23 protein-coding genes are annotated in these 23,294 nt (G+C 45.9%); 21 read left to right on the top strand and 2 right to left on the bottom strand.

Annotated features, from left to right (window positions below; all coding sequences use genetic code 11):
* Positions 1-25: 25 nt before the first annotated feature.
* From AC1DN5_RS01655 to AC1DN5_RS01600, 12 genes are all read left to right on the top strand, one after another.
* Positions 26-343, top strand: coding sequence for a hypothetical protein (locus AC1DN5_RS01655; RefSeq protein WP_016937755.1), 318 nt, complete (start codon positions 26-28; stop codon positions 341-343).
* Between the two features lie 32 nt (positions 344-375).
* Positions 376-2,496, top strand: a complete 2,121-nt coding sequence (locus AC1DN5_RS01650; RefSeq protein ID WP_016937756.1) for a SpoIID/LytB domain-containing protein — start codon at positions 376-378, stop codon at positions 2,494-2,496.
* Positions 2,497-2,517: 21 nt separating this feature from the next.
* Positions 2,518-4,008 (top strand): N-acetylmuramoyl-L-alanine amidase, encoded by a 1,491-nt coding sequence (locus tag AC1DN5_RS01645; protein WP_016937757.1) that lies wholly within the window; start codon positions 2,518-2,520, stop codon positions 4,006-4,008.
* A 219-nt stretch (positions 4,009-4,227) separates the two neighbouring features.
* Entirely contained in the window at positions 4,228-4,887 is a 660-nt protein-coding gene (locus tag AC1DN5_RS01640) for an exopolysaccharide biosynthesis polyprenyl glycosylphosphotransferase (RefSeq protein WP_188154383.1), read from the top strand.
* Positions 4,888-4,922: 35 nt separating this feature from the next.
* On the top strand, positions 4,923-6,371 hold the full coding sequence (gene tuaB, locus AC1DN5_RS01635; protein ID WP_047475795.1) for a teichuronic acid biosynthesis protein TuaB: 1,449 nt from the start codon (positions 4,923-4,925) through the stop codon (positions 6,369-6,371).
* A complete protein-coding gene (gene tuaC, locus AC1DN5_RS01630; protein WP_188154384.1) occupies positions 6,368-7,564 on the top strand; it encodes a teichuronic acid biosynthesis protein TuaC in 1,197 nt (398 codons plus the stop codon). The genes tuaB and tuaC overlap by 4 nt, the downstream gene beginning before the upstream one ends.
* 4 nt (positions 7,565-7,568) lie before the next feature.
* Entirely contained in the window at positions 7,569-8,909 is a 1,341-nt protein-coding gene (gene tuaD / locus AC1DN5_RS01625) for a UDP-glucose 6-dehydrogenase TuaD (RefSeq protein ID WP_366969827.1), read from the top strand.
* A 67-nt stretch (positions 8,910-8,976) separates the two neighbouring features.
* Positions 8,977-10,464 (top strand): teichuronic acid biosynthesis protein TuaE, encoded by a 1,488-nt coding sequence (gene tuaE / locus AC1DN5_RS01620; protein WP_099744534.1) that lies wholly within the window; start codon positions 8,977-8,979, stop codon positions 10,462-10,464.
* Complete coding sequence (gene tuaF, locus AC1DN5_RS01615; protein ID WP_045927197.1) at positions 10,461-11,141, top strand: teichuronic acid biosynthesis protein TuaF; 681 nt, start codon at positions 10,461-10,463, stop codon at positions 11,139-11,141. The genes tuaE and tuaF overlap by 4 nt, the downstream gene beginning before the upstream one ends.
* A gap of 23 nt (positions 11,142-11,164) precedes the next feature.
* Positions 11,165-11,923 (top strand): teichuronic acid biosynthesis protein TuaG, encoded by a 759-nt coding sequence (gene tuaG, locus AC1DN5_RS01610; RefSeq protein WP_099744536.1) that lies wholly within the window; start codon positions 11,165-11,167, stop codon positions 11,921-11,923.
* 19 nt (positions 11,924-11,942) lie between these two features.
* A complete protein-coding gene (tuaH, locus tag AC1DN5_RS01605; RefSeq protein ID WP_099744537.1) occupies positions 11,943-13,139 on the top strand; it encodes a teichuronic acid biosynthesis protein TuaH in 1,197 nt (398 codons plus the stop codon).
* A gap of 132 nt (positions 13,140-13,271) precedes the next feature.
* Positions 13,272-14,348 (top strand): glycosyltransferase family 4 protein, encoded by a 1,077-nt coding sequence (locus AC1DN5_RS01600; RefSeq protein ID WP_003151382.1) that lies wholly within the window; start codon positions 13,272-13,274, stop codon positions 14,346-14,348.
* 98 nt (positions 14,349-14,446) lie between these two features.
* Here AC1DN5_RS01600 and AC1DN5_RS01595 read toward each other — a convergent pair whose 3' ends face one another.
* Together AC1DN5_RS01595 and AC1DN5_RS01590 are read right to left on the bottom strand one after the other, a co-directional pair.
* Positions 14,447-15,685: an LCP family protein gene (locus AC1DN5_RS01595; protein WP_095241244.1), complete on the bottom strand. Its 1,239-nt coding sequence runs from the start codon at positions 15,683-15,685 to the stop codon at positions 14,447-14,449.
* Positions 15,686-15,689: 4 nt separating this feature from the next.
* Entirely contained in the window at positions 15,690-16,337 is a 648-nt protein-coding gene (locus tag AC1DN5_RS01590) for a YigZ family protein (RefSeq protein WP_045927194.1), read from the bottom strand.
* A gap of 222 nt (positions 16,338-16,559) precedes the next feature.
* On the opposite strand from AC1DN5_RS01590, the gene degS reads away from it, so the two are divergent.
* The 9 genes from degS to AC1DN5_RS01545 all read left to right on the top strand — a co-directional run bounded on the left by degS (position 16,560) and on the right by AC1DN5_RS01545 (position 23,291).
* Entirely contained in the window at positions 16,560-17,723 is a 1,164-nt protein-coding gene (gene degS / locus AC1DN5_RS01585; protein WP_016937767.1) for a two-component sensor histidine kinase DegS, read from the top strand.
* A gap of 76 nt (positions 17,724-17,799) precedes the next feature.
* Entirely contained in the window at positions 17,800-18,489 is a 690-nt protein-coding gene (gene degU, locus AC1DN5_RS01580; protein ID WP_003219701.1) for a two-component system response regulator DegU, read from the top strand.
* Positions 18,490-18,586: 97 nt separating this feature from the next.
* Positions 18,587-19,435 (top strand): DegV family protein, encoded by an 849-nt coding sequence (locus AC1DN5_RS01575; RefSeq protein WP_366969826.1) that lies wholly within the window; start codon positions 18,587-18,589, stop codon positions 19,433-19,435.
* 107 nt (positions 19,436-19,542) lie between these two features.
* Entirely contained in the window at positions 19,543-20,928 is a 1,386-nt protein-coding gene (locus AC1DN5_RS01570) for an ATP-dependent helicase ComFA (RefSeq protein WP_064778536.1), read from the top strand.
* 57 nt (positions 20,929-20,985) lie between these two features.
* A complete protein-coding gene (comFB, locus tag AC1DN5_RS01565) occupies positions 20,986-21,270 on the top strand; it encodes a late competence protein ComFB (RefSeq protein WP_016937770.1) in 285 nt (94 codons plus the stop codon).
* 5 nt (positions 21,271-21,275) lie between these two features.
* Positions 21,276-21,965 (top strand): phosphoribosyltransferase family protein, encoded by a 690-nt coding sequence (locus AC1DN5_RS01560; RefSeq protein ID WP_436627810.1) that lies wholly within the window; start codon positions 21,276-21,278, stop codon positions 21,963-21,965.
* A 73-nt stretch (positions 21,966-22,038) separates the two neighbouring features.
* Positions 22,039-22,458, top strand: a complete 420-nt coding sequence (locus tag AC1DN5_RS01555) for a TIGR03826 family flagellar region protein (RefSeq protein WP_016937772.1) — start codon at positions 22,039-22,041, stop codon at positions 22,456-22,458.
* A 69-nt stretch (positions 22,459-22,527) separates the two neighbouring features.
* Positions 22,528-22,794, top strand: coding sequence for a flagellar biosynthesis anti-sigma factor FlgM (gene flgM, locus AC1DN5_RS01550; protein WP_016937773.1), 267 nt, complete (start codon positions 22,528-22,530; stop codon positions 22,792-22,794).
* 14 nt (positions 22,795-22,808) lie between these two features.
* On the top strand, positions 22,809-23,291 hold the full coding sequence (locus AC1DN5_RS01545) for a flagellar protein FlgN (RefSeq protein WP_045926612.1): 483 nt from the start codon (positions 22,809-22,811) through the stop codon (positions 23,289-23,291).
* The last annotated feature ends 3 nt before the right edge of the window (positions 23,292-23,294 follow it).

Genomic DNA, 23,294 nt, shown 5'->3' with positions numbered 1-23,294 from the left:
GATAAATAAAGATGAGGTGAAAAAAATGAAAAAAACTGTTGCAGCTTCGTTCTTAATACTGCTTTTTTCAGTTGTGTTAGCAGCATGCGGAACGGCGGATCAATCAAAGAAGGGAAGCGGTTCTTCGGAAACGCAGGCTCAAAAAGAAACGGCATATTATGTCGGTATGGCGGATACGCACACAATTGAAGTAAAAGTCGATGATCAGCCTGTCAGCTTTGAATTTTCTGACGACTTCTCTGATGTTCTGAATAAATTCAGCGAAAATGACAAAGTCAGCATTACTTATTTCACAAATGATAAAGGCCAAAAAGAGATCAAGGAAATCGAGAAAGCAAAATAATACATCATGATCAGCAAAAGGCGGGATAAAAATTGAAGAAAACAATATGGGCTGTCTGTTTTTCTGTGATATTCAGCCTGGCTTTATTACCGGAAAGCACTTTTGCGGCCAGTTCGGATATCTCAGTAAAACTGACGAATTATATTGGTAATAAATCGACTCTGAATATCGAACCCTCCGGAACTTATAAACTGACGGGAAGCGGTGTGTCTTCCGTTGTCAGATTGGGAGGCGCATCCAAATATGATACAGCAAACGCCGCGACATCAAAGTATTGGAAAAATCCGTCCAACGTAGTCGTCGTTAATACGGATGCTTATTTTGCGGACACGCTTTCCGTCATTCCTTTAGCGAATAAACTGAAAGCGCCTGTTCTGCTGACTGAATCGAAAAAACTCAGCAGCAGCACGGAAGCGCAAATCAAAAAATACAACCCGGATAATATTTTAATCATCGGCGGGGCGAACAGTATTTCGTCAGCCGCGGAAAAAACATTGAAAAAATACGGCCGCACGAAACGGATCAGCGGAAAAAACAGATATGATCTGTCCAAAAATATCGCGGCCGAAATGGGCAGCTATGACCAGGCAATCGTAGTAACCGGAGATGTTTATACGGATGCGCTGGCAATCGCACCTTATGCCGCGCAAAACGGCTATCCGATTCTCCTGACGAAAAAAGACTCCCTCCCGAGCTACAATCTGCCTAAAAAAGTGATCATCATGGGAGGCACTTCAAGCGTCAGCAAAGATGTGGAGAATCAAATTAAAAAGAAAGCTTCAGTGACAAAAAGAATTACCGGTTCAAACAGATATCAAATATCAGCAAATGCAGTCACTTCGCTGGGCATGGATGCAAGCAAAGCAGTTGCTGCCAACGGGACAAAATTAGCGGACATCGTTGTCGGCTCGAATATTGCCGCCGCAAATCATATGCCGCTTGTATACATCAAAAAAAGTGAAACGCCGGCCGACGAAGCCAGCCTTTTTAAAGCAAAAGGCACCTATTCTTATACATTAATAGGCAGCACGAATTCAATTGCAGATTCAGTTAAGGATGCTTACGCAAAAGAATTTTATCTCGTAAACGGAAAAACGTACCGCATTGAAACATCCGGCGGCAAACTAGGCGTTGCCGGTATTAACAGCGGAAAAACGTCTTTCAAGGCGGTTCCTGAAAAATATTCAACATCGAACACAATCAGCATTGACGGAAAACCGTATTTGGGGAATATGAGTTTTTCTGCGGAATCCGGCAAATATGTAAGACCTGTAAATGAAAACATTCCTTTTGAGGATTATTTGAAAGGTGTCCTGCCGAATGAAATGCCGGGAAGCTGGCCGACAGAAGCGCTGAAGGCTCAGGCTGTTGCCGCCCGCACCTACTCTATCAGCAAGACGGGACAAACAGTTGCGGATTCAACGGCTTTTCAGGTGTACGGGGGATACAGCTGGTATCCAAACGCCACCGCAGCCGTTGACGGAACAAAGGGGAAAGTGCTCACTTATTCCGGCAGATTGATAGATGCCACCTACTCGTCAAGCAATGGCGGCTACACTGAAGCGGGCGATGAAGTATGGGGCTCAAAAGTGCCGTATTTAGTAGCCAAAAAGGATACAAAAGATCCGGAAATCAGCTGGTCTTTAACATTGCAGAAACAGCAGCTGCCAGCCGGTCTGGATATGAAAAACCCCGCATCCTGGTGGTCCAAAACAAACGAAGCAAATGCTGCGCAGCTCAACGGAATAAAAAATTGGCTGATGAAAAATAAAGAAACCAATGCAAATTCCATAAAAATTGCAAGCATCTCTGATCTCTCGCTCACCGGAAAAACAAAAGGGCAGCGGGCAGAAGACGCCGCGGTGAAGGTGACATACCATGTGAATGACAAGTTGAAAGGCTATGTCATGAACAAGACTGCGTCCTTTGAGGTGAAGGCGTCAGAACTCAGGACGATGATCGGAGCTTCATCTTTTAAAAGTACATACGCCAGTGCGTCCGCTGATTCTGCGAAAATCACGATATCAGGAAAGGGATACGGACACGGCGTGGGAATGAGTCAATACGGAGCGAGAGAAAGGGCAGAGGCCGGAGAGCCGTATACTTCTATTCTTGCGTTCTATTATCCTAATACAGCACTTACAAACTACTAAACTTCTGTGGAGGAGATCGGATTGAAATTCATCATAAAATGCCTCCCCGTTTTCATTCTCGGGGTCATTCTATTTGTCCCTTCCGCTTTGGCTGACAACACGGTTAAAAGGATAGGCGGAAGCACCCGGTATGATACGGCTGTACTGGCGGCAAAACAATCATGGGGTGAAGCGAAAACGGTAATTATCACCGGCGGAACTTCATATGCCGATGCAATTGCCGCTGCGCCGCTTGCATATCAAAAAAATGCGCCGCTGCTGTTTACAAATAAAGATCAGCTGTCTGCGGGCACAAAAAAGGGATTAATTGATTTAAAAACGAAAAATGTGATTATCGTAGGCGGCACACCTGCCGTTTCGAAAAATACCGCAAATCAAATTGCTAAATTAGGCATCAGTGTCAAACGATTATCCGGGAGCACGAGATATGCCACAGCCGCAAAAGTGGCGGGTGAAATGACAAGATCTTCTACAGCTCTTGTGGTCAACGGGTTTGTTGATGCAGATGGAATGGCTGCGATTTCTTATGCGTCCGCTAAAAAATATCCGATCTTATTCACCAATGATTCAACACTGAATGGATCTACGTCAAATGCGATCAAAAGCCTGGGGATTAAAAATACGATTGTCATTGGCGGGACAAGCAGCATCAGCAGCTCACTTTACAATAAGCTGCCGAACCCTTCAAGAGTCAGCGGCAAAAACCGCTATAACCTGTCTGTGAATCTTGCGAAAAAGACAGGCCTCAGCACAGGCTATACGTTTATTACCAATGGTTTTAAAGAGCCGGATACCATTGTCGCAGGCGTTTTAAGTGCCAAACAGGGAAGAGTTCACCTTATGACGAATGGGGACAGTCTGTCAAAGGACGTCCGGACGTATATCGGAAGTAAACGCATCACCAGCTTCACCGTCATAGGGAGTGCATCATCTTTAAGCAACAATGCGGCATCGCAGCTTAAAAATCCAGTTGTCGGCAAAACGGTCTTTATTGATCCGGGACACGGCTACCAGGATTCAGGAGCAACGGGCAATGGCCTGCTTGAAAAAAATGTGAACCTTGATATCGCAACACGCCTAAACAATCAATTATACGGTGCGGGTGCGCTTACTGTAATGTCGAGGACGGGCGACACCTTTGATTCGCTTGAGGAGAGAGTGAACAAAGGGGCGAAGGCGAACGCCGATATTTTCATCAGCGTCCATGCAAATGCGAATGATAACAGCAGTGCAAACGGTACGGAGACATATTATGATCCAACCTACCAATCCGCAAACAGTCTGAGACTTGCCCAAAATATTCAGCCGAGAATGGTTTCTGCTCTCGGCACGCGTGACCGCAGTGTGAAAACTGCCGGATTTTACGTCATTAAGTATTCTAAAATGCCGAGTGTCTTGTTAGAAACCGGTTTTGTCACAAGCCCGATTGATGCCAATATTTTAAAACAATCAACGAAAAAGGACAGACTCGCGGCGGGGATCACCCAAGGCGTCTCCTCCTATTTCAGATAATATTTTCCATTTAAAACAGACCGATTCATACCGGTCTGTTTTTTTATTTTTTCATTATGCTTTGACTCAAATATGGATATGAATAGATTTACAATAAAAAAACAATAATCGAAACATTCTAATAAACATTAACGTTTCCTTTACTTCCAATTAACATCCATCTGCTAAACTCACGGCATAGGTCATCAAACATCCCAACAAATCGTGAGGTGTGTGTCAGTGGGAGCAGAGAAAAGCATGAATGTAAATAATAACTATGCAGTGCGGCAGGGGACTTCCGCTGCCGTAACGGAAAAAACGGCCCGTTATTTGGCTTTTAAGCGATTCATGGATATTGTGTTTGCGCTTGCGGGGCTTTTGGCGGCGCTTCCGATAATAGGCCTGTTCTCCATACTGATTCGTTTGGAGTCGCCCGGCCCGGCTTTTTATAAGCAGGAGCGGGTAGGCAAAAACGGGAAGCCGTTTTATTTGTATAAGCTCCGCTCTATGAAAATAGATGCTGAAAAATCGGGTGCGGTCTGGGCGCTGAAAAAGGATCCCCGCGTGACAAAGGTCGGCGCTTTTATCAGAAGGACCCGTATTGATGAGCTGCCGCAGCTGGTAAATGTGCTTCGGGGAGAAATGAGCCTGATCGGCCCTCGCCCCGAACGGCCCGTGTTTACGGAACAGTTTCAGGCAGAAATCCCGGGATTTACGGAGCGGCTGGCTGTTAAGCCCGGATTAAGCGGCTGGGCGCAGGTCAATGGGGGATATGACATGACACCGAGGGAAAAGCTGATGTTTGACTTATACTATATCCGCAACCTGACCTTTTCATTGGAACTGAAGATTATGCTCAAAACGTGCAAAGTAATCTGGACCGGTGACGGGGCACGATAAAAATTCTGGTCAGCAGACAAAAAGTAGGGAAAACGATGCCTAGTATTACAAATCAAATTTTGAGCGGCGCCAAATGGACAAGTATTTCGACAGCGTGTATTACGGTTATTCAAATCGTTCAATTTGCCCTGCTCGGGCGGGTCATGTCACTGGCTGAATTCGGCCTTGTCGGCATGATCACAACGGTAGCGGTGTTTGCCCAAATTGCGCTTGATATGGGGTTTGGCGCCGCGCTCATTCAAAAAGATCATGTCACTGAAAAACAGATGTCTTCCTTGTACTGGCTGAATATCATAACGGGGCTTGCACTGTTTGCGCTGCTGTTTTTCAGCAGCCCGCTCATTGCTGATTTTTATCAGCGGGAGGAGCTTGACTATTTAGTCCGCGTGCTGGCCGTCATGTTTTTAATCGCACCGATCGGTCAGCAATATCAGTATATGCTGCAAAAAGCGCTGGCATTTAACACGTTAAGCAAAATTGAAATCTTTTCAAATGTGCTGTCCTTCGTTTACTTGGCGGCTGCGGTTTTTTATACGGACCCGATTCTCGCATATGTGATTTCCCAGGTGCTGCTGCAATCGTCGAAAGGGATTCTGTACTGGATGGCCTGCAGAAAAACATGGCGTCCGTCGTTCGTTTTTGATCTGAAGGGAATGAGAGGCTTCTTTTCTTTCGGAGCCTTTCAGCTGTCTTCCCGGCTTGTGAACCGGCTCGGGGCGAATATTGATATGATTCTGATCGGCAGTTTTATCGGCGCCGAGGCCCTTGGCATTTACAATCTGGCCTATCAGATCGTCACGCTTCCGGTATTGAAAATTAATCCAATCATTACAAGAGTCGCGTTTCCCGTCTTTGCGAAAAACAAGCATGAAAACAGCGCCATCAGAGAAGGCTTTCTCAATATGACCAAAATGCTCGCGCTGATATCCTTTCCGCTTTTGCTCGGTTTGGTTTCAGTGTCGGATGCATTCGTGGCTTCGGTATTCGGAGAAAAATGGCTTGCGGCTGTCCCGGTCTTAAATGTTCTCGCCATTGTCGGGATTTTAAGGGTCCTGATGAACCCGAACGGATCTGTGCTGCTGGCAAAAGGGCGGGCCGATCTGGCGTTTTATTGGGACGCCGGGGTGATGCTGCTGTATGGTGCATCATTGTACGCTGCCGTGCTGTCCGGAAATCTCTTGACGGTAGCTTGGACGTACGCATTCATCAGCATCTTGAATTTCCTGATCGGCCGCTGGCTGTTGGCATATGTCATTAAGCTGCGGCTGTCGGCTTACTTCAAAGCCGTGGCCAAACCGTTTCTGCTTACGGCGGCGATGGGTGTCATCGCCTTTACAGCCAGCCTCGGAACGGAGCGGATCAGCCTTGATGTAAAGCTGCGTCTGGCGATCTCAGTAGCCTGCGGCGCATTGTGTTATTTATTTCTTTTAATCAAAGCTTATCCGCAGATGAAAAGTAAATTAAGAAAAGGGCGTTTGCTATGAAGGTATTGTGGATGACAAGTGTCTATCCGAGCAGTGAAAAGCCGGGGGAAGGCGTTTTTCATGAAACACAGGCGCTAGAACTGAGCAAGCTTGGCGCGGAGATGACCGTCATCTGTCCGCGGCCGAAACTCGCCGCGCCATTCCGGCTGCTGAAAAAGACATATCGGCAAAAGGATATAAGGCCTGCGCATGAATGGCGGAAAGGCGTGTCCGTACACCGGCCGTTTTATCAGGCGGTCCCCGGGCAGCTGAAATGGGCGCAGCCGCATAAAAGAATGGCGGCATCGGTTCTTTCTGCGATCAAAAAGAACGGCCTGAAGCCTGATCTGATTCACGCGCATTTCGCCATGCCGTCAGGCGGAGCGGCCGCCATTGTGTCAAAGGCTCTGGGAATTCCGTATGTCCTGACCTTGCATGGCAGCGATGTCAATGTCTATCCGCATTACAGCAAAAGCGCTCATCGCGCATTTACATTTGCGGTGCGGGAGGCTGCCGATATTTATGCCGTCAGCGGCAGTCTGCGGGAACAAATGAAGAAGATCAGCGCAGCGGATTGCAGCGTGCTTCCGATCGGCATCACGTTTGACGCCTTCCAAAAAAGAAACGAGACGAAAGAAGCCATCAGAAAACGGCTCGGCCTTCCTCCGGATAAAAAGCTGATCGCGTTCATCGGCAGGCTTGTCAAAGAGAAAGGCGTTTTCGACTTATCAAAAGCCGTTCAGTCATTGGATGAAAGATTTGAAGCCGTCTTTGTCGGTGACGGACCCGCCGCAGCCTCATTGCGGGAAGCCGCTCACATCGTCACGGGGCAAGTGCCGAATGACAAGATACAGGACTATCTGCTGGCGTCGGATATCATGGCCCTGCCGTCCTACAGCGAAGGCATGCCGACTGTGGTCATTGAGGCGCTTGCTCTGAAGGTGCCGGTGCTCTGCACTGATGTCGGAGGAGTGGCTTCTTTATTCGGTAAACACCGGGGGCTGCTGATCAGACCGGGTTCACCCGAAACGCTGGCGGAATCCATCCTGCAATATGAAAAAGGAGAGGCATGGACAACGCAAACAGCCGAAGAACTTTATCAAACCGTCCGCATGTATTTTGACGCAAGCCAAAACGCAAAAGCGCTGAAAGAGAAATACCGGACCGTCATGAATCGGGCCGGGCAAGAGGAGAACCTTTCGAAAGAGGGATGAAGCTGTGAAAAAAATCGCTGTATTAGGAACAGGGTATGTAGGTCTCGTATCTGGAACTTGTTTTGCGGAAATCGGCCATCATGTGACTTGCTGTGACATCAATGAAGCGAAAATCAGAAGCCTGCAAAACGGAGTCATCCCGATATATGAACCGGGGCTTGAGGAATTAGCTGAAAAAAATGTCAGTGCCGGGCGGTTATCCTTTACGTCAGAGATTGGGCCGGCTGTGAAAGCCGCTGATATCATCTATATTGCCGTCGGTACACCGATGTCAAAGACGGGTGAAGCCGATTTGACCTATATCAAGGCCGCGGCGCAAACAATCGGGGAACAGCTGAACGGATACAAAATCATTGTCAGCAAAAGCACCGTTCCGGTCGGGACGGGAAAGCTCGTTTACCAAATCGTCAGCGAAGCGTCGAAGGGGAAATATCCGTTTGATGTCGCGTCAAATCCTGAATTTCTCCGCGAAGGCTCGGCGGTGCGGGATACGATGCAGATGGAGCGGGCGGTCATCGGCGCCACAAGCGAACATGCCGCTTCGGTTATTGAAGAGCTTCACAAGCCGTTCCGTACGAAGATCGTTAAGACCAATCTTGAAAGCGCGGAAATGATTAAGTATGCCGCAAATGCTTTTTTAGCCGCCAAAATATCTTTTATTAACGATATCGCAAATATTTGCGAACGTGTCGGCGCGGACATTTCTCACGTGTCAGAAGGCGTCGGACTCGACAGCCGGATCGGGAATAAATTTCTCCAGGCGGGCATCGGGTTCGGCGGATCTTGCTTTCCGAAAGATACAACGGCTTTATTGCATATCGCAAACAGCGCCGGATATCCGTTTCAAATGATGGAAGCCGTCATTGAAACCAATCAGAAGCAGCGGGTTCTCATAACGGAAAAATTAAACTGCGCCATCGGTTCGGTAAAAGGGAAAACCGTGGCCGTACTGGGGCTGGCCTTTAAACCGCACACAAATGACGTCCGCTCCGCCCCGGCTCTTGATATCATTCCGCGTCTTATAGAGCAGGGCGCTCACGTAAAAGCATATGATCCGATCGCGATTCCCGAAGCGTCTGCGGTATTAGGAAACGGCGGCATTGACTATTACACAGAGCTGTACAGCGCCATCAAAAATGCGGATGCATGCCTGATTACAACCGATTGGCCGGAAGTCAAGGAGATGGATCTTCAAAGGGCGAAGCAGCTGCTCAAACAGCCGGTCATCATTGACGGCAGAAATATGTTCCCGCTGGAATATATGCGGGTTTCAGGGTTCACTTATCATTCCGTCGGACGTCCGGCGGTTCATGCCGATCGGCAAATAAAAGAACTGGCAAGATAGAAAAAGATTTGTCTTCAGGCTCTCGGCAGTCCGGCTCGGCTGCCGGTTTTGGAAAGGGGTTTGCCATGTGAGTATCAAACGTTCAGCGGCACATGTTCTTGTGCTGCTTGCCGCTGTCATTACAGGAGGATTCATCATGCTGGAGGCGGTCAGGGCGGATGCCGGCTTCGGAAAAATCACCGTGATGCTGCTTGCCGCCATGATTGGGTTTGCCGGTCTTGCTTTGCTATCGGCCTTTGCCACAAACGGTCAGATGTTTATGGGGCTCATTTATGTCTTGATCGCGTGTACATTTTTAAATCAGGCCTTCTTTGCGATCCATCTCGGGTTTTTCAGCTTATTTATATACCGGCTGTTATTAATCGGAGCGGGCGCTCTTCACATCGCCGGCATCCTGACAAACCGTCATCATATTGACAGATGGAATCGGGTGAATGTAAAAGGCATCCTGATGTTTTTCGCCTTATGGTTTACATACGGTCTCATATCGTTATTGTGGGCAAAATCCGTGACGTACGGGATCAAATATTTAGCTTTAATGGCGATGGGCATGTTTTTGATTTATCTCATCGTCATGTTTATTCAGCGCTTTGATCAGCTGATGGTTTTTTACGGCATCTGGCTTGTGATGACCATTTTTGTGATGGCGATCGGCTTTTACAACCATTTTACTCACCACCAACTGCCGAGCTCAACGCTTTATAACGGGCCGCAGTACAAACAGCATTATCCGACGTCCGTTTTCTTTAATCAAAATGATTTTGCGACATTTTTGTGCATCAGTTTCTTTCTGTACGCGGCGGCGGTGAAAAATATGAAAAACGGCTATGTAAAAGCCGTCAGCCTGCTCTTTGCGATCAGCGCTTTGTATTTAATCATGTTGACCGGTTCGCGCGCGAGCCTGCTGGGCATATGCGCGGGGACGGCTGTATACGTCTTTATCCTGCTGCCGTCCCTGCTGAAAAAACTCGCGCTGTACGCAGCGGGAGCCGGTGCTGCGCTGTTTGCGGTTTTATTTGCGGGCCGTATCACAAATGCCGTCTTGAATCTGTTTTCAGCTCCGCAGACGATGCCGGGACAGCACCCGCTTCCATCGAACCTCGCGCGGGCGAATCTTTTAAAGAACGCCTTTTACTACGTAATTGATTCCTGGGGGTTCGGAGTGGGTGCCGGAAACGTCTCGTACTATTTAAAAGCCGAGCCCGTTTATGATACGGGCGGCGTAGTTGAGGTGCACAACTGGCTCGTCGAGATTATGGCGAACTTCGGCGTGCTTGCGATGCTCGGCTATTTGACAGTCTATTTGTACCTTTTTTGGACACTTTATAAATGCCATGAAAGAAAATCGGAAAATCAGTCAAGACTGATCACAGAAGGACTCATCACGGCAATGGCCGGTTTTTTGGTAAGCAGCATCAGCCCAAGCTCCGTATCAAATTTATTTTTCCACTGGGTATTTCTCTCACTCGTGATTGCGGCGGTCAATATTCTGAGACGTTTACAAAAGGAGCCTGCCGTTACGGCGTACTATGAAAAACAGGGAGATGCGAGATGAAGGATATGTTGACAAGAATAATCCGGCGTATCAAAAAGAATATCATTTGGATCATTGCGCTGCCCGTAGTGCTGGGGGCGGCGGGTTATCTATTGCCGTCAAAAATCACCGGAAGCAGCAGTTTCACATCGGAAGCCGCGATTGCCGCCGGAAACTATGATCATCCGCTTTATAACAACACAAAAGAAATTCCGCTCCTTTTGACGAGCGATGCTTTTTTAAAACAGGCTCTGCCTGACAAAACAGACGAAGAAAGGACGGCCGTGAAAAGTAAACTGACTGTCGAAACACAATCAGATTCATTGATCACGGTCAGCTACAGCGATCAAAACAAGCAGGAGACCGAATCGGTGTTTCAGGCCGTCATGAAGACTTTTCTGAAGAATGATCAGGAGCTGTTTGAGAAACGGGCAAAAGTGGTCCGGCAGAGCATTGATGCACTTGAAGGAGAAACCGTCAGCGCGGATGCCAAAGTGGATAAGGAAAGATTTTTATACGAATTGAAAAATACACAGCTGAATCTGAAATCAGCCGGCGTCATCAATTCAGAGCCGGTGAGTGAAACGGCGGGACAAGGCATGCCGCCGAAAAAGAAAGCGGTTCTGGGTGTTTTGATCGGCATTGCGGTTGCATTTATGTTCATTGTCATTCCTGAGTTTTTTAGAGAGTCCTTTTAAAAATCTGCGATGGAGATGTGACCATGACAAACTGGAAACCTTTCGTATCTGTCATTACACCGTCTTATAATGCAAGTGAATATATCGAAGACACGATTCAATCCGTTTTACATCAAAGCCATCCGCATTGGGAAATGATCATTGCGGATGATTGTTCAACGGACGGAACGAGAGATATTTTACGGCAATATGAACAAAAGGATGAGCGGATCCGCGTCGTTTATTTAGACGAGAACAAGGGAGCCGCGGCTGCCAGAAATACAGCCCTCGAGCATGCCGAGGGGCGTTATGTCGCATTTTTGGACAGCGATGACAGATGGAAGAAGGAAAAGCTTCAGAAACAGCTGGCGTTTATGTCAGAGCGGTCCTGTGCCTTTTCATTCACGGGCTACAGCGTCATGGAGCAGGACGGAACGCCGACGGATAAAACGATTCAAGCGCCTGAAAGCCTGTCATATGATGAAGCTTTAAAAAACACGATTATCGGATGTTTAACGGTCATGATTGACAGAGAGCAGACGGGGCAGATTCAAATGCCTGATATCAGAACGCGGCAGGATTTGGCGACTTGGCTTTCCCTGCTGAAAAGGGGATTTACAGCTTACGGTTTGAATGAGTGTCTTTCAGAATACAGACTTGTGCAGAATTCGATTTCAAGCAACAAGTGGAAAGCCGCCAAAAAAACATGGTTTGTCTATAGAGAAATTGAGCGCCTGCACTTTATCAAGGCTTCGTGGTGTTTTATGCAATATGCGAAAAACGCGGTCTTGAAAAGACTGTAGGCGTCAGAGGGGCTGGGTGATGAAGGTGGAACCGATTGTTCACGTAATCGTCGGAGCGGCGGAATGGGGTCATGACCGGCTGAGATACAGACGGCACCGGCTGGCTGAATTTCTCGCCCGGCAAAAAGAAACGAAAAGCGTCATTTGGGTATGTCCGTCTCCGCGGGAAAATGACGGACAGATGACCGTAATTTCCGAGGGAATCCGGCAGTTCGCGGTAAAGGATCTCTTCCGGCAAAAAGCATTCCGATTCGGCAGGTATACAGATATGTGCTACAGGCATAAGCTTTCATCGTTGCTGGCCGTGCTGAAGGAAGAAGGAGAAGGGGCCCGCTGCTGCTTATGGTACACCTTCCCCGGTTTTCCGCTTCTATCAGATCTTTACCCTTGGGATGAAGTGATTTACGATTGCAGCGATCTATGGGCCGCTCCGATCAGCGGCCGTGCCGGTGTGCTGTCAAATGTCAGAAGAAACATCATTAAACAGGCGGAAATGAGAATCATTCAGCGGGCGGATTCCATTACCTGCACATCTGACTTTCTGCACCAGGAGGTCGGAAAAAAGCTGGAGAATCCGCGCCAGAAAGTGTTCACCATTGAAAACGGAGTGGAATATGACCTGTTTTCACGGGAAAATAAACAGCCGGATGAAGACATTTTACGGGGAAGAAACGGAAACGTTCTCGGTTTTATCGGCGGAATCAAACCGAAGCTTGATTTCGCGCTTTTGGCGGAAACCGCAGATTTACGGCCGGACTGGACGATTTTATTGGTAGGCCCGAACACGGCTCACGATGACCCGGATTTCAAGTCGCTTTTGGAACGCCCGAATGTTATATGGACTGGACCCGCCGCGCCGAATGAAGTGCCGTCCTATATGCAGCTCGTCGACATCGGCATTATGCCTTATAAAAATTCTCCTTATAATGACGCGGTATTTCCGCTCAAGCTTTTTGAATTTTTAGCCGCCGGGAAACCGGTTGTCGGGTGCAACCTTACTTCTACGGCAAAAATCAAAAGGCCTTTCGTTTATGAATACGTTGAAGGCGGGGACCCCGCAGATTTCATTGCGGCCTGTGAGGCCCTGCTGGCATCGGAACGGAGCGGATCCTATGAGGCGTTGCGCCGTGAATTGGCCCGGAGACGGGATTGGAACGTTTTATTCGGCCGAATGCTCGAATGCACGGGTATATTGAAAAATGCGCAATCCCATTAAAAGGGAAAGCGCATTTTTTGATTTGCGTGTTTCTTTTTGATGATGCTTGTTATAATAACTAGTAAGAATTATAATGGAAGGAACGGTTCAATATCAGAAAAGACTTCATATAATTCCAAAGGAGACTTCTTTATGCTTGACGAACGCATGTTTCGCATAGTTGTTGCGTTTTTTGTCTCTCTGCTAACGGTTTTAATCCTAACTCCTATCGTGAAAAAAATTGCGATCAAAATAGGTGCAGTTGACCAGCCCAGCAACCGAAAAGTACATGATAAAATAATGCCCCGTATGGGCGGATTGGCTATCTTTATCGGCGTAGCGGCAGGGGTGCTCGCGGCCGGCATATATAATGAAACGAAGATGACCGCCATCACGGTGGGCGCGTTTATTATTGTTATTTTAGGAATCCTTGATGATAAATACCAATTAAGCGCAAAGGTAAAGTTTTTCGTCCAGTTAGCCGTGGCCATTATGATTGTGAGCACGGGACTGAAAATGGACTTTTTCTCCGTGCCGTTTTTAACGGAACGTTTAGAATTGGGATGGGTCGCTTACCCGCTGACTGTGTTATGGATCGTCGGTATCACGAACGCGATGAACCTGATAGACGGTTTGGACGGACTCGCTGCGGGCCTGTCAGTCATCGGACTGTCCACCATCGCAGTAATGGCGTTATCCGGAGGCAAAATCCTGATTCTGTCACTTTCTCTCGTAGTAATAGGAAGCACACTCGGATTTTTATTTTATAATTTTCACCCGGCAAAAATATTTATGGGAGATACCGGATCGCTCTTTCTCGGATACGTCATCTCAGTACTCTCATTATTGGGTCTTTATAAAAGCGTTACTTTATTCAGTATCATCATTCCGATCATTATTTTGGGCGTGCCGATTTTTGATACGACATTCGCTGTCATCAGGCGGATTTTAAACAAACAGCCGATCTCGGCGCCTGATAAGTCACATATACACCACAGGCTGATGGCCTTCGGGCTTTCACACCGTACGGCTGTCATTATCATTTATTTAATCGGCTTTATTTTCAGCGTCAGTGCAATCCTGCTGAAAAGCGCGACCATATGGCTTTCGCTGTTTATTATTTTTGTATTGATTGTATTTATGCAAATCATAGCAGAGGTCACAGGGTTAGTAAATGAACAATTTAAACCATTTACCAAGTTTTACAAGAGGTTGGTAAAGAAAAATTAAAAAGAGCAGATCATGCAAATGGTCTGCTTTTTTATGGATTCTGCTATTCTCTTATTATATAGAAAAACCCGATCCTTCTCAAAGGATCGGGTTTGCTGTTAATAGCCTGTTGTGCCGCTTGAATTTGTGCTGCCAGACTGTGTGCTGTCCGTTCCGTTTGCACCTGAAGTACCGCTGGTTGAATCAGTTGTGCCGCCGGTTCCCGTGCTGCCGGAAGTCGAATCAGTCGTCCCATCGTCTGTTCCCGTGCCGCCGGAAGTTGAACCAGTCGTACTGTCCGTTCCGGTGCTGTCAGAAGCAGAATCGGCCGCGGTGCCGCTTCCGGACGGGTAATCTAAATGTTTCTGCAAGGTTTGCCGTACTTTTTCGAGATTGGCCGGATCCGGTTGGAAATAATACGTTCCGCCCGTAGATGCGGTTCCGCCGCCGCCTAAATATAAATCTGATCCTGTAATGGACAGTGTATCAATCTTTTTGCTGGTAAAGCCGCTGTAAATCTGCTGAAGAGCGAGTCCTTCAGTGATTCGGATATTCGTTTGTACGTTATTGCTCGCTGTTTCAGCGATTTTATCGATTTTAGCAATATTTCCAGCCTTAGACATTTGGTCGATCAGAGCATTGAGGATTTGCTTTTGACGATCATTCCGGCCGAAGTCTCCGCGCTTATCCTGCTTTCTCATCCGCGCGTAGGCCAGAGCCTGCTCACCGTTCAAATGCATGTTTCCTTTCTTGAAGTAAATCCGTTTCTTTTTACTGACGTCACTCATCTCGTCGAAGTCAAACGGCACTTTTACATTGACTCCGCCGACTTCATCAATAACATCCTTAAATCCGTTAAAATCCACAGTGACATACTTATCAATCGGAATGTCTAATAAGTCCTCTACGGTCGCCACGGTTTCATCCGCTCCGCCCTTAGCAAAAGCCGAGTTGATTTTTGTTTTTTTACCAGTTGTGTCGCCGGCAAGCGTCACCCGCGTATCACGCGGAATACTCAGCATTTTCATTGTTTTATTTCTCGGATCAAGGGTAACGACAATAAGAGAATCTGATCGTCCGCCTTTTCCGCTAGTGGCATAATTCTCGATCCCCATAAACAAAATGGAGAACGGTTTTTTCTTCATATCGATGACTTCATCCCTCAGTTTTGATTTATCTCCGCGGGAAAGGGCATCATATGCATTATCTGCCGCATTGATCGTTTTGTATACTTTGTACCCGCCGAACCCGGCAGCGACTAACAAAACGAGGGTAAGCAGCAGCAAAATCCGCTTGAAAATAATCTTTCGTTTGCTTTTCTTTTTCTTTCGAACACGCACTCTTACACGTTCAGCCATTACATTAGTCTCCTTTAGGGCTGACGTCTGTTTCTAAATACGTCAGTTCTCCCTCTGTATTCTTACTCTTGCCGTTCGTCAGTTCTGTCATCCATTTTATAAACTCGCCTTTGTCTTTTTCTTCAACGTACGTTTCAAATTCGACGTGATCTGCATAATGGATATCCTTCAGTAAAAAAACTGACTCCCTCAATTCATTCTCTATCTTGCCGAGCCACGTATAATCCGCCGATGTATGCATAATCCGCATCAGCTTCCGCTCCGTAACCCCTATATGATTTAACCCCTCAGACACTGACTTCCCGTATGCACGAATCAATCCGCCTGCACCGAGCTTTATTCCGCCGAAATACCGGGTAACCACCGCGCAGGTATCTTTCAGGCCGCGTTTTTTCAGCACTTCCAGCATGGGTACGCCTGCTGTGCCGCTTGGTTCTCCGTCATCATTCGCCTTTTGTATATGATCCGTTTCTCCGATCAGATAAGCTGAGCAGTTATGAGTCGCATTCCAGTGCTGTTTTTTTATCTTTTGTATAAATTCCTGCGCTTCCTCTTCAGAAGCAGCACGGCTCAGGTGGCAGATAAAACGTGATTTTTCAATCACAATCTCGTGTTCACCCGTTTCTTTAACAGTTAAATAGCTGTGCAGCATGATTGCTGGACCCTCCTGACAAGCATTAAAAGACTTGTTTCTACAAATTCGAACAGACTTTAGAATTTTTGCGCATATTTTGGTATCATGAAAGAGTAAGATACTATATAAAAATGTTTTTTTCTAGAATATACGCATTCTTTCATTATAATTCGACATAAATTGCAGTTCAATTACATTTATAATAAAAATACATAACAACACCGTTACGGAGGGAGACCGATGAATAAATCGAAGATGGACTCCAAAGTTTTGGATTCTATACTTATGAAAATGCTGAAAACCGTGGACGGGAGCAAAGACGAGGTTTTTCAAATCGGAGAGCAGTCGCGCCAGCAATATGAACAGCTGGTCGAAGAGCTCAAACAGATCAAACAGCAGGTCTACGATGTCATTGAACTGGGAGACAAACTTGAAGTTCATACTCGGCACGCAAGAAACCGTTTGTCTGAAGTAAGCAGAAATTTCCATAAGTTCAGCGAAGAAGAGATTCGCAACGCCTATGAAAAGGCGCACAAACTTCAAGTGGAACTGACGATGATTCAGCAGCGTGAAAAACAGCTGCGGGAGCGAAGGGATGATCTGGAACGCCGGCTTTTAGGGCTACAGGAAATCATTGAACGGTCAGAATCATTGGTCAGCCAAATAACCGTCGTTCTGAATTACCTGAATCAAGACCTTCGCCAAGTGGGGCTTCTTCTTGCCGATGCGCAGGCTAAGCAAGATTTCGGTTTAAGAATTATCGAAGCCCAAGAAGAAGAAAGAAAAAGAGTTTCCAGAGAAATTCATGACGGTCCCGCGCAAATGCTGGCAAATGTCATGATGAGATCGGAATTGATAGAACGGATCTTCCGCGACCGCGGCACGGAGGACGGCTTTCAGGAAATCAGAAATCTTCGGCAGAATGTGCGGAATGCTCTTTACGAAGTCAGAAGGATTATATATGATTTAAGACCGATGGCATTGGATGATCTCGGGCTGATTCCGACACTGAGAAAATATCTTTATACAACTGAAGAATACAATGGAAAGGTGAAAATACATTTTCAGTGCATCGGAGACACGGAGAACAAAAGGCTTGCCCCGCAATTTGAAGTGGCGCTTTTCCGTCTCGCTCAGGAAGCCGTTACAAATGCCCTCAAACATTCAGAATCAGAGGAAATTACGGTAAAAGTGGAAATAACCGCTGATTTTGTCGTTCTTATCATTAAGGACAACGGAAAAGGCTTTGATATTAAGGAAGCTAAACAAAAGAAAAACAAGTCATTCGGCTTGCTGGGAATGAAAGAAAGAGTAGATCTGCTTGAAGGAACGATAACGATAGACTCTAAAATAGGTCTTGGGACATTTATCATGATTAAGGTTCCGTTATCTCTCGGCCTATAATTTGTTAAATAGAGCCAAAAGACATATTGACCGAACAGCGGCGTATATAGAACAATAGGATAAGGAGGCGTAGCGTGTGACTAAAGTAAATATTGTTATTATCGACGACCATCAACTATTCCGTGAGGGTGTAAAAAGAATACTGGATTTTGAACCTACCTTTGAAGTGGTAGCAGAAGGTGACGATGGAGATGAAGCGGCTCGTATCGTCGAGCATTATCATCCCGATGTCGTCATAATGGACATCAATATGCCGAATGTAAATGGAGTAGAGGCTACTAAACAGCTTGTTGAGCTGTACCCTGAATCTAAGGTGATTATCCTCTCCATCCATGATGATGAAAACTATGTGACCCATGCTTTAAAAACAGGCGCAAGAGGGTATCTCCTGAAAGAGATGGACGCGGATACTTTAATTGAGGCAGTGAAAGTGGTAGCCGAAGGCGGTTCGTACCTTCACCCGAAAGTAACCCACAATCTTGTCAACGAATTCCGACGTCTTGCGACAAGCGGAGTTTCCGCTCATCCTCAGCATGAGGTTTATCCGGAAATTCGGAGACCATTACATATATTAACGAGACGGGAATGTGAAGTGCTGCAAATGCTTGCAGACGGAAAAAGCAACCGCGGAATCGGTGAATCATTGTTTATCAGTGAGAAAACAGTGAAAAACCACGTGAGTAATATTTTGCAGAAAATGAACGTTAACGACCGGACACAAGCCGTTGTCGTAGCCATTAAAAACGGCTGGGTAGAGATGCGTTAGTCATGTATGAGAAGACTTGCCATAATAGGCAAGTCTTTTTTTACAGCTTTATATCTATTAAAATACTTATTAAGTACTTAATAAGGCAGGTAAAGTGATGAATATTGCAGTTGTAACAGACAGTACAGCATATATTCCGAAAGAGATGAGAGAAGAACATCATATTCATATGATTCCTCTTCAAGTGGTTTTCGGTGAAAAAACATTCCGCGAAGAAACAGAGCTCGACTGGAGAAGCTTTTATAAAGAAGTAAAAAATCATGATGAGCTGCCGACTACGTCACAGCCTTCTTTCGGTGAATTGATCGCATTGTACGAAGAACTGGGCAAAACATATGATGCAGTCATAAGCATACATTTGTCCAGCGGAATCAGCGGAACTTATAACAGCGCCGCTTCGGCAAACGCTATGGTTGATAATATCGAAGTTTATCCTTTTGATTCAGAGATCAGCTGTTTGGCACAAGGTTTTTATGCATTAAAAGCGGCACAGCTTATTAAAGACGGTGTTGACTCTCCGGAAGAGATTTTAAAAGAGCTGGAAGAAATGAAGAAAACAGTCCGTGCGTATTTTATGGTTGACGATTTATCACATCTGCAGCGGGGCGGGCGCCTAAGCAGTGCTCAGGCATTTATCGGCGGTCTGTTAAAGGTAAAGCCTATTCTTCATTTTGACAATAAGGTAATTGTTCCTTTTGAGAAGATTCGGACACGCAAAAAAGCGATTTCTAGAATTTTTGAGCTGTTTGGGGAGGATGCAAGTATAGGAATCCCGATGCGGGCCGCTGTCATTCATGCAAACAGGGAGGAAGAAGCCGCGGATATTATTCAAGAATTAAGCGGTAAATACCCTCATGTCGAATTCTATAACAGCTATTTCGGTGCCGTGATCGGAACGCATTTGGGCGAAGGCGCCATCGGAATCGGCTGGTGCTTTAAAAACTAAGTGAAAATCTCCGTTTTCAAGGGCGGAGATTTTTTTATTTTTTAATTTTCAGGATTCGACAAAAAAATTCCCGGCAGGCATACTTTGAGCAGAAAGGAGGCAGAGAAATGTCCGAAGATGCTTCAAAATTTTCAGAGGTGCGGGATTTCTTTTACGGCAGGCATTTATTGAGATCTGAGATACCGTTTTCAGATCAGCGTATCAATCCTTTTATAGAAAAAGAATATATAACGGCCGAGCCGTCTGTCATCCGCAGGAAAAACCGTTACGTCTGCCGCCGATGCGGCCAGTCTGACCAAGCCTGCTTTGCCGCATTCTGGGCGCCTTCTGCCAAAAGATATATTACCTATTGCCGTGCCTGTGTCGTAATGGGAAGGGCTGATGAACTGACGTCATTATATTCTTGGAATCAAACCTCAGAAAGCAGCTGGGAGCCTGTAAAGCTTGCTTGGGAAGGAACACTGACAGACGGACAGAAGCAGGCGGCCGGCGCGCTTATAAAAGCGATAAAAGAGAAACAAGAGCTGTTAGTCTGGGCGGTTTGCGGATCAGGGAAAACAGAGATGCTGTTTCCGGGTATAGAGTTTGCACTGAATCACGGATTGCGGGTCTGTGTCGCGACTCCGCGTACAGATGTTGTGCTTGAACTTCTGCCGAGACTGAAAAAAGCATTTGAGAATGTTGAAGTTTCAGCTCTGTACGGCGGCAGTGAAGACAAAGGCAGTTTAACTCCGCTAATGATTTCAACCGCTCACCAGCTGATGCGCTATCGTGATATTTTTGATGTCATGATAATAGATGAAGTGGATGCATTTCCTTTTTCAGCCGATGAGACATTAAGATTCGCGGTTGATAAAGCCAGAAAGAACAACAGCGCCCTTGTTTATGTAACGGCAACTCCTTCAGACGCATTAAAAAAGAAGGCTGAAGCCGGTTTGCTGAAAAGCGTCCGCATACCGGCCAGATATCATCGAAAACCTCTCCCGGAGCCGCGTTTTTTGTGGTGCGGCAATTGGAAGAAGAAGCTTGAGAAAGGAAAACTGCCGCACTCAGTAACGGATTGGGTCCGTCAAAAACTTCAATCACGGCTGCCTGTTTTCTTATTCGTTCCGTCTGTACACGTATTGAAAAAGACAACGGATTATTTTCAGAAATTAAATGTAAGGGCAGAAGGCGTACATGCGGAAGACACATTCAGAAAGGATAAAGTGAAACGGTTCAGAGACGGCCGGCTTGATCTGCTGGTAACAACTACGATTTTAGAAAGAGGAGTTACCGTACCTAAAGTTCAGACATGTGTCCTCGGCGCGGAAGCACCTATCTTTACTGAGAGCGCACTCGTGCAGATCGCAGGCAGAACGGGAAGGCACTATAAACATTTCAGCGGTGATGTCGTCATGTTTCATTTCGGAATGACAAACGGAATGAAAAAAGCAAAAAAACATATAGAACATATGAACAAATTGGCACAAAAAAGTAAATTGTTGGACTAGTTAATTTCAGAAAACGTGATACAGTATACTCATACTTTCCTATGAGGAGCTGTCAACATGCTTGTCAATTCTAAAGAAATCATATTAAGGGAACTTCTCGACCGCCATATGCCTCAGCTTCATATGAAATGCACATGCCGCGTATGCAAAAATGATGTACTGGCTCTTTCATTAAACCGGGCTGAACCGGCATATGTTACTGATAAAAAGAAAGTTGCTTATGCAAAAGCAGAGATGGTTGATAAACAGAAAAATACGGCGCTGCTTGTCATTCTGGCTGAATCAGCCGCGATTGTTTCAGTTAAACCAAGCGAGTTCTGTGAAAATCGGGAAGGAGCGTAATATCTCTGAATTGTTTATTGTGTGATTCACCAATTTCAAGTTCATTGACCTGGAGATCTCTATTTTCCCTTGCGCCGGAACAAGAGATATGCAGCGCATGCAGCAATCAATTCGAAAAAATTGAAGGTCCAGTATGCTGTTTGTGCGGAAGGTCTCAGGAGTCAAATGAAAAATGCACTGATTGCATGTCGCGGGAATCAAAAACGGAAAAGCGTTTTTTGCTGCGGCAGAACCGTTCGGTATATTTGTATAATGATGCGATGAAGGATGCATTGACCCGGTTTAAATTTCGGGGTGATGCGAAAATCATTCAAGCATTTGAACGTGATTTTGCTGCCGGCTTTAAAGCGGCATACCCGGCAAATACACATACCCTCGTCCCTATTCCGCTGAGCGGCGAACGGCTGGCGGAACGCGGATTCAATCAATCCGAGCTGCTGGCCTCTCTGCTCGGAATGCCCGTCATTTACCCCCTCATCCGACTGAACAATGAAAAACAATCCAAAAAAAGCAAAACAGAAAGGCTCTCCGCAGAAAAAAAGTTTTCAGCTGCTGAAAACTCCGTCGAAGGTATGAACGTCATTTTAATAGACGATATTTATACGACGGGCGCCACACTGCATCAAGCTGCCGAAGCTCTGCTGACAGCAGGCAAAGCGTTATCGGTCTCCTCTTTTACTTTAATCAGGAGCTAAATCATTCATTTTTTCTGCCGATATAATTGATAGAAATATAAGGCAGATAAATGAAGGAATAGGAGTTAAAACGATGGGTGAATTGGCAAATTGTCCAAAATGCAATGCTCTATTTTTTAAAACGAACCTGCAGACCGTATGCCAGGCATGTATTAAAGAAGAAGAAAAAGCATTTGAAACCGTCTATAAATTTTTAAGAAAGCAGATCAACAGACAGTCGACGATGCAGCAGATTACTGAGGAAACAGGTGTGGAAGAAGAGCTGATCCTCAAGTTTATCAAACAAAAAAGGATTCAAATCAGCCATCTTCCGAATTTGGCATACCCTTGCGAAAGGTGCGGAAATCCGATCAGGACGGGGAAATTCTGCAAGTCCTGTCAGACTGATATCGAGTCGCAATTAGATCATATGAACCAAGAAACAGCTGCTGAATTCAAAGAGAAAAATGGTACTAAAGACACGTACTATGCCTATAATACCAAAAACACCTGATTCCCTAAACTAACTGATAACGCAGTCGATAAAAGAATTAGACTGCGAACAGAAAGCGAGAGGAATCCAATGAAAATCAATCAGTACGGAACACAATCCGTTAATCCATACCAAAAAAATTACGAAAAGCAAGCCGTACAAAAAGAGGCTGCAAAGCCGAAAGACAAAGTGGAAATTTCTTCTCATGCAAAAGAGCTTCAAAATGCGTCAGATGCGGTCACTAAAACACGTCAGGAAAAAATCGCTCAGCTGAAAGCGGATATAGAGAGCGGAACATATAAAATAGATTCAAACAGCATCGCTGAAAAAATAATGAATTTCTATAAAAAGCAATAAAAAGGAGAAAGCCAATGTCAGCAAAGCCAATTATCGATCAACTGAAGCGACTTTGCGCACTGCATGAACATCTGCTCACGCTGTCTGAGGAGAAAACGGAAGCGCTGAAAGCAGGTAAAACAAAAGAGCTTTCCAACATATTAACCAAAGAGCAAAAGTATATTCAGGCAATCGGGCAGACTGAAGAAGAGCGAATCAAGTTAACTTCCCAGTTTCTCAGCCGCGATGAAGATAACACAATTGCTGCATGTATCTCAAGAACTTCAGGCAGTGAAAAACAGGAGCTTGAAGGATTATTTCACTCTTTATCTGCGCTTCTTAACCGTCTGAAAGAAGTGAATGAGATGAATAAGCAGCTCACGATTCAGGCTTTGCAATTCATCTCAGGGGCATTCGATATGATCATGCCGGATGAAAAAGAGAATATGAATTATAAAGAGCCGCAAGCGGCGCGCCAGCCTGTCAGCCGTTTGACATTATTCGATTCAAAAGCTTAGAAC

This window comes from Bacillus sp. 01N42_2, from assembly GCF_056399565.1.
Note: the sequence above shows the minus strand (reverse complement) of the source record. Positions and strands in the feature narration are given on the sequence as shown.

Coding starts and splice junctions, on each gene's coding strand:
- AC1DN5_RS01545 (WP_045926612.1), top strand. CDS start 22,809: ATGTCAGCAAAGCCAATTATCGATCAACTGAAGCGACTTTGCGCACTG.
- AC1DN5_RS01575 (WP_366969826.1), top strand. CDS start 18,587: ATGAATATTGCAGTTGTAACAGACAGTACAGCATATATTCCGAAAGAG.
- tuaC (WP_188154384.1), top strand. CDS start 6,368: ATGAAGGTATTGTGGATGACAAGTGTCTATCCGAGCAGTGAAAAGCCG.
- AC1DN5_RS01595 (WP_095241244.1), bottom strand. CDS start 15,685: ATGGCTGAACGTGTAAGAGTGCGTGTTCGAAAGAAAAAGAAAAGCAAA.
- AC1DN5_RS01570 (WP_064778536.1), top strand. CDS start 19,543: ATGTCCGAAGATGCTTCAAAATTTTCAGAGGTGCGGGATTTCTTTTAC.
- AC1DN5_RS01600 (WP_003151382.1), top strand. CDS start 13,272: ATGCTTGACGAACGCATGTTTCGCATAGTTGTTGCGTTTTTTGTCTCT.
- tuaH (WP_099744537.1), top strand. CDS start 11,943: ATGAAGGTGGAACCGATTGTTCACGTAATCGTCGGAGCGGCGGAATGG.
- AC1DN5_RS01655 (WP_016937755.1), top strand. CDS start 26: ATGAAAAAAACTGTTGCAGCTTCGTTCTTAATACTGCTTTTTTCAGTT.
- tuaG (WP_099744536.1), top strand. CDS start 11,165: ATGACAAACTGGAAACCTTTCGTATCTGTCATTACACCGTCTTATAAT.
- comFB (WP_016937770.1), top strand. CDS start 20,986: ATGCTTGTCAATTCTAAAGAAATCATATTAAGGGAACTTCTCGACCGC.
- AC1DN5_RS01590 (WP_045927194.1), bottom strand. CDS start 16,337: ATGCTGCACAGCTATTTAACTGTTAAAGAAACGGGTGAACACGAGATT.
- AC1DN5_RS01555 (WP_016937772.1), top strand. CDS start 22,039: ATGGGTGAATTGGCAAATTGTCCAAAATGCAATGCTCTATTTTTTAAA.
- tuaF (WP_045927197.1), top strand. CDS start 10,461: ATGAAGGATATGTTGACAAGAATAATCCGGCGTATCAAAAAGAATATC.
- flgM (WP_016937773.1), top strand. CDS start 22,528: ATGAAAATCAATCAGTACGGAACACAATCCGTTAATCCATACCAAAAA.
- degS (WP_016937767.1), top strand. CDS start 16,560: ATGAATAAATCGAAGATGGACTCCAAAGTTTTGGATTCTATACTTATG.
- tuaB (WP_047475795.1), top strand. CDS start 4,923: ATGCCTAGTATTACAAATCAAATTTTGAGCGGCGCCAAATGGACAAGT.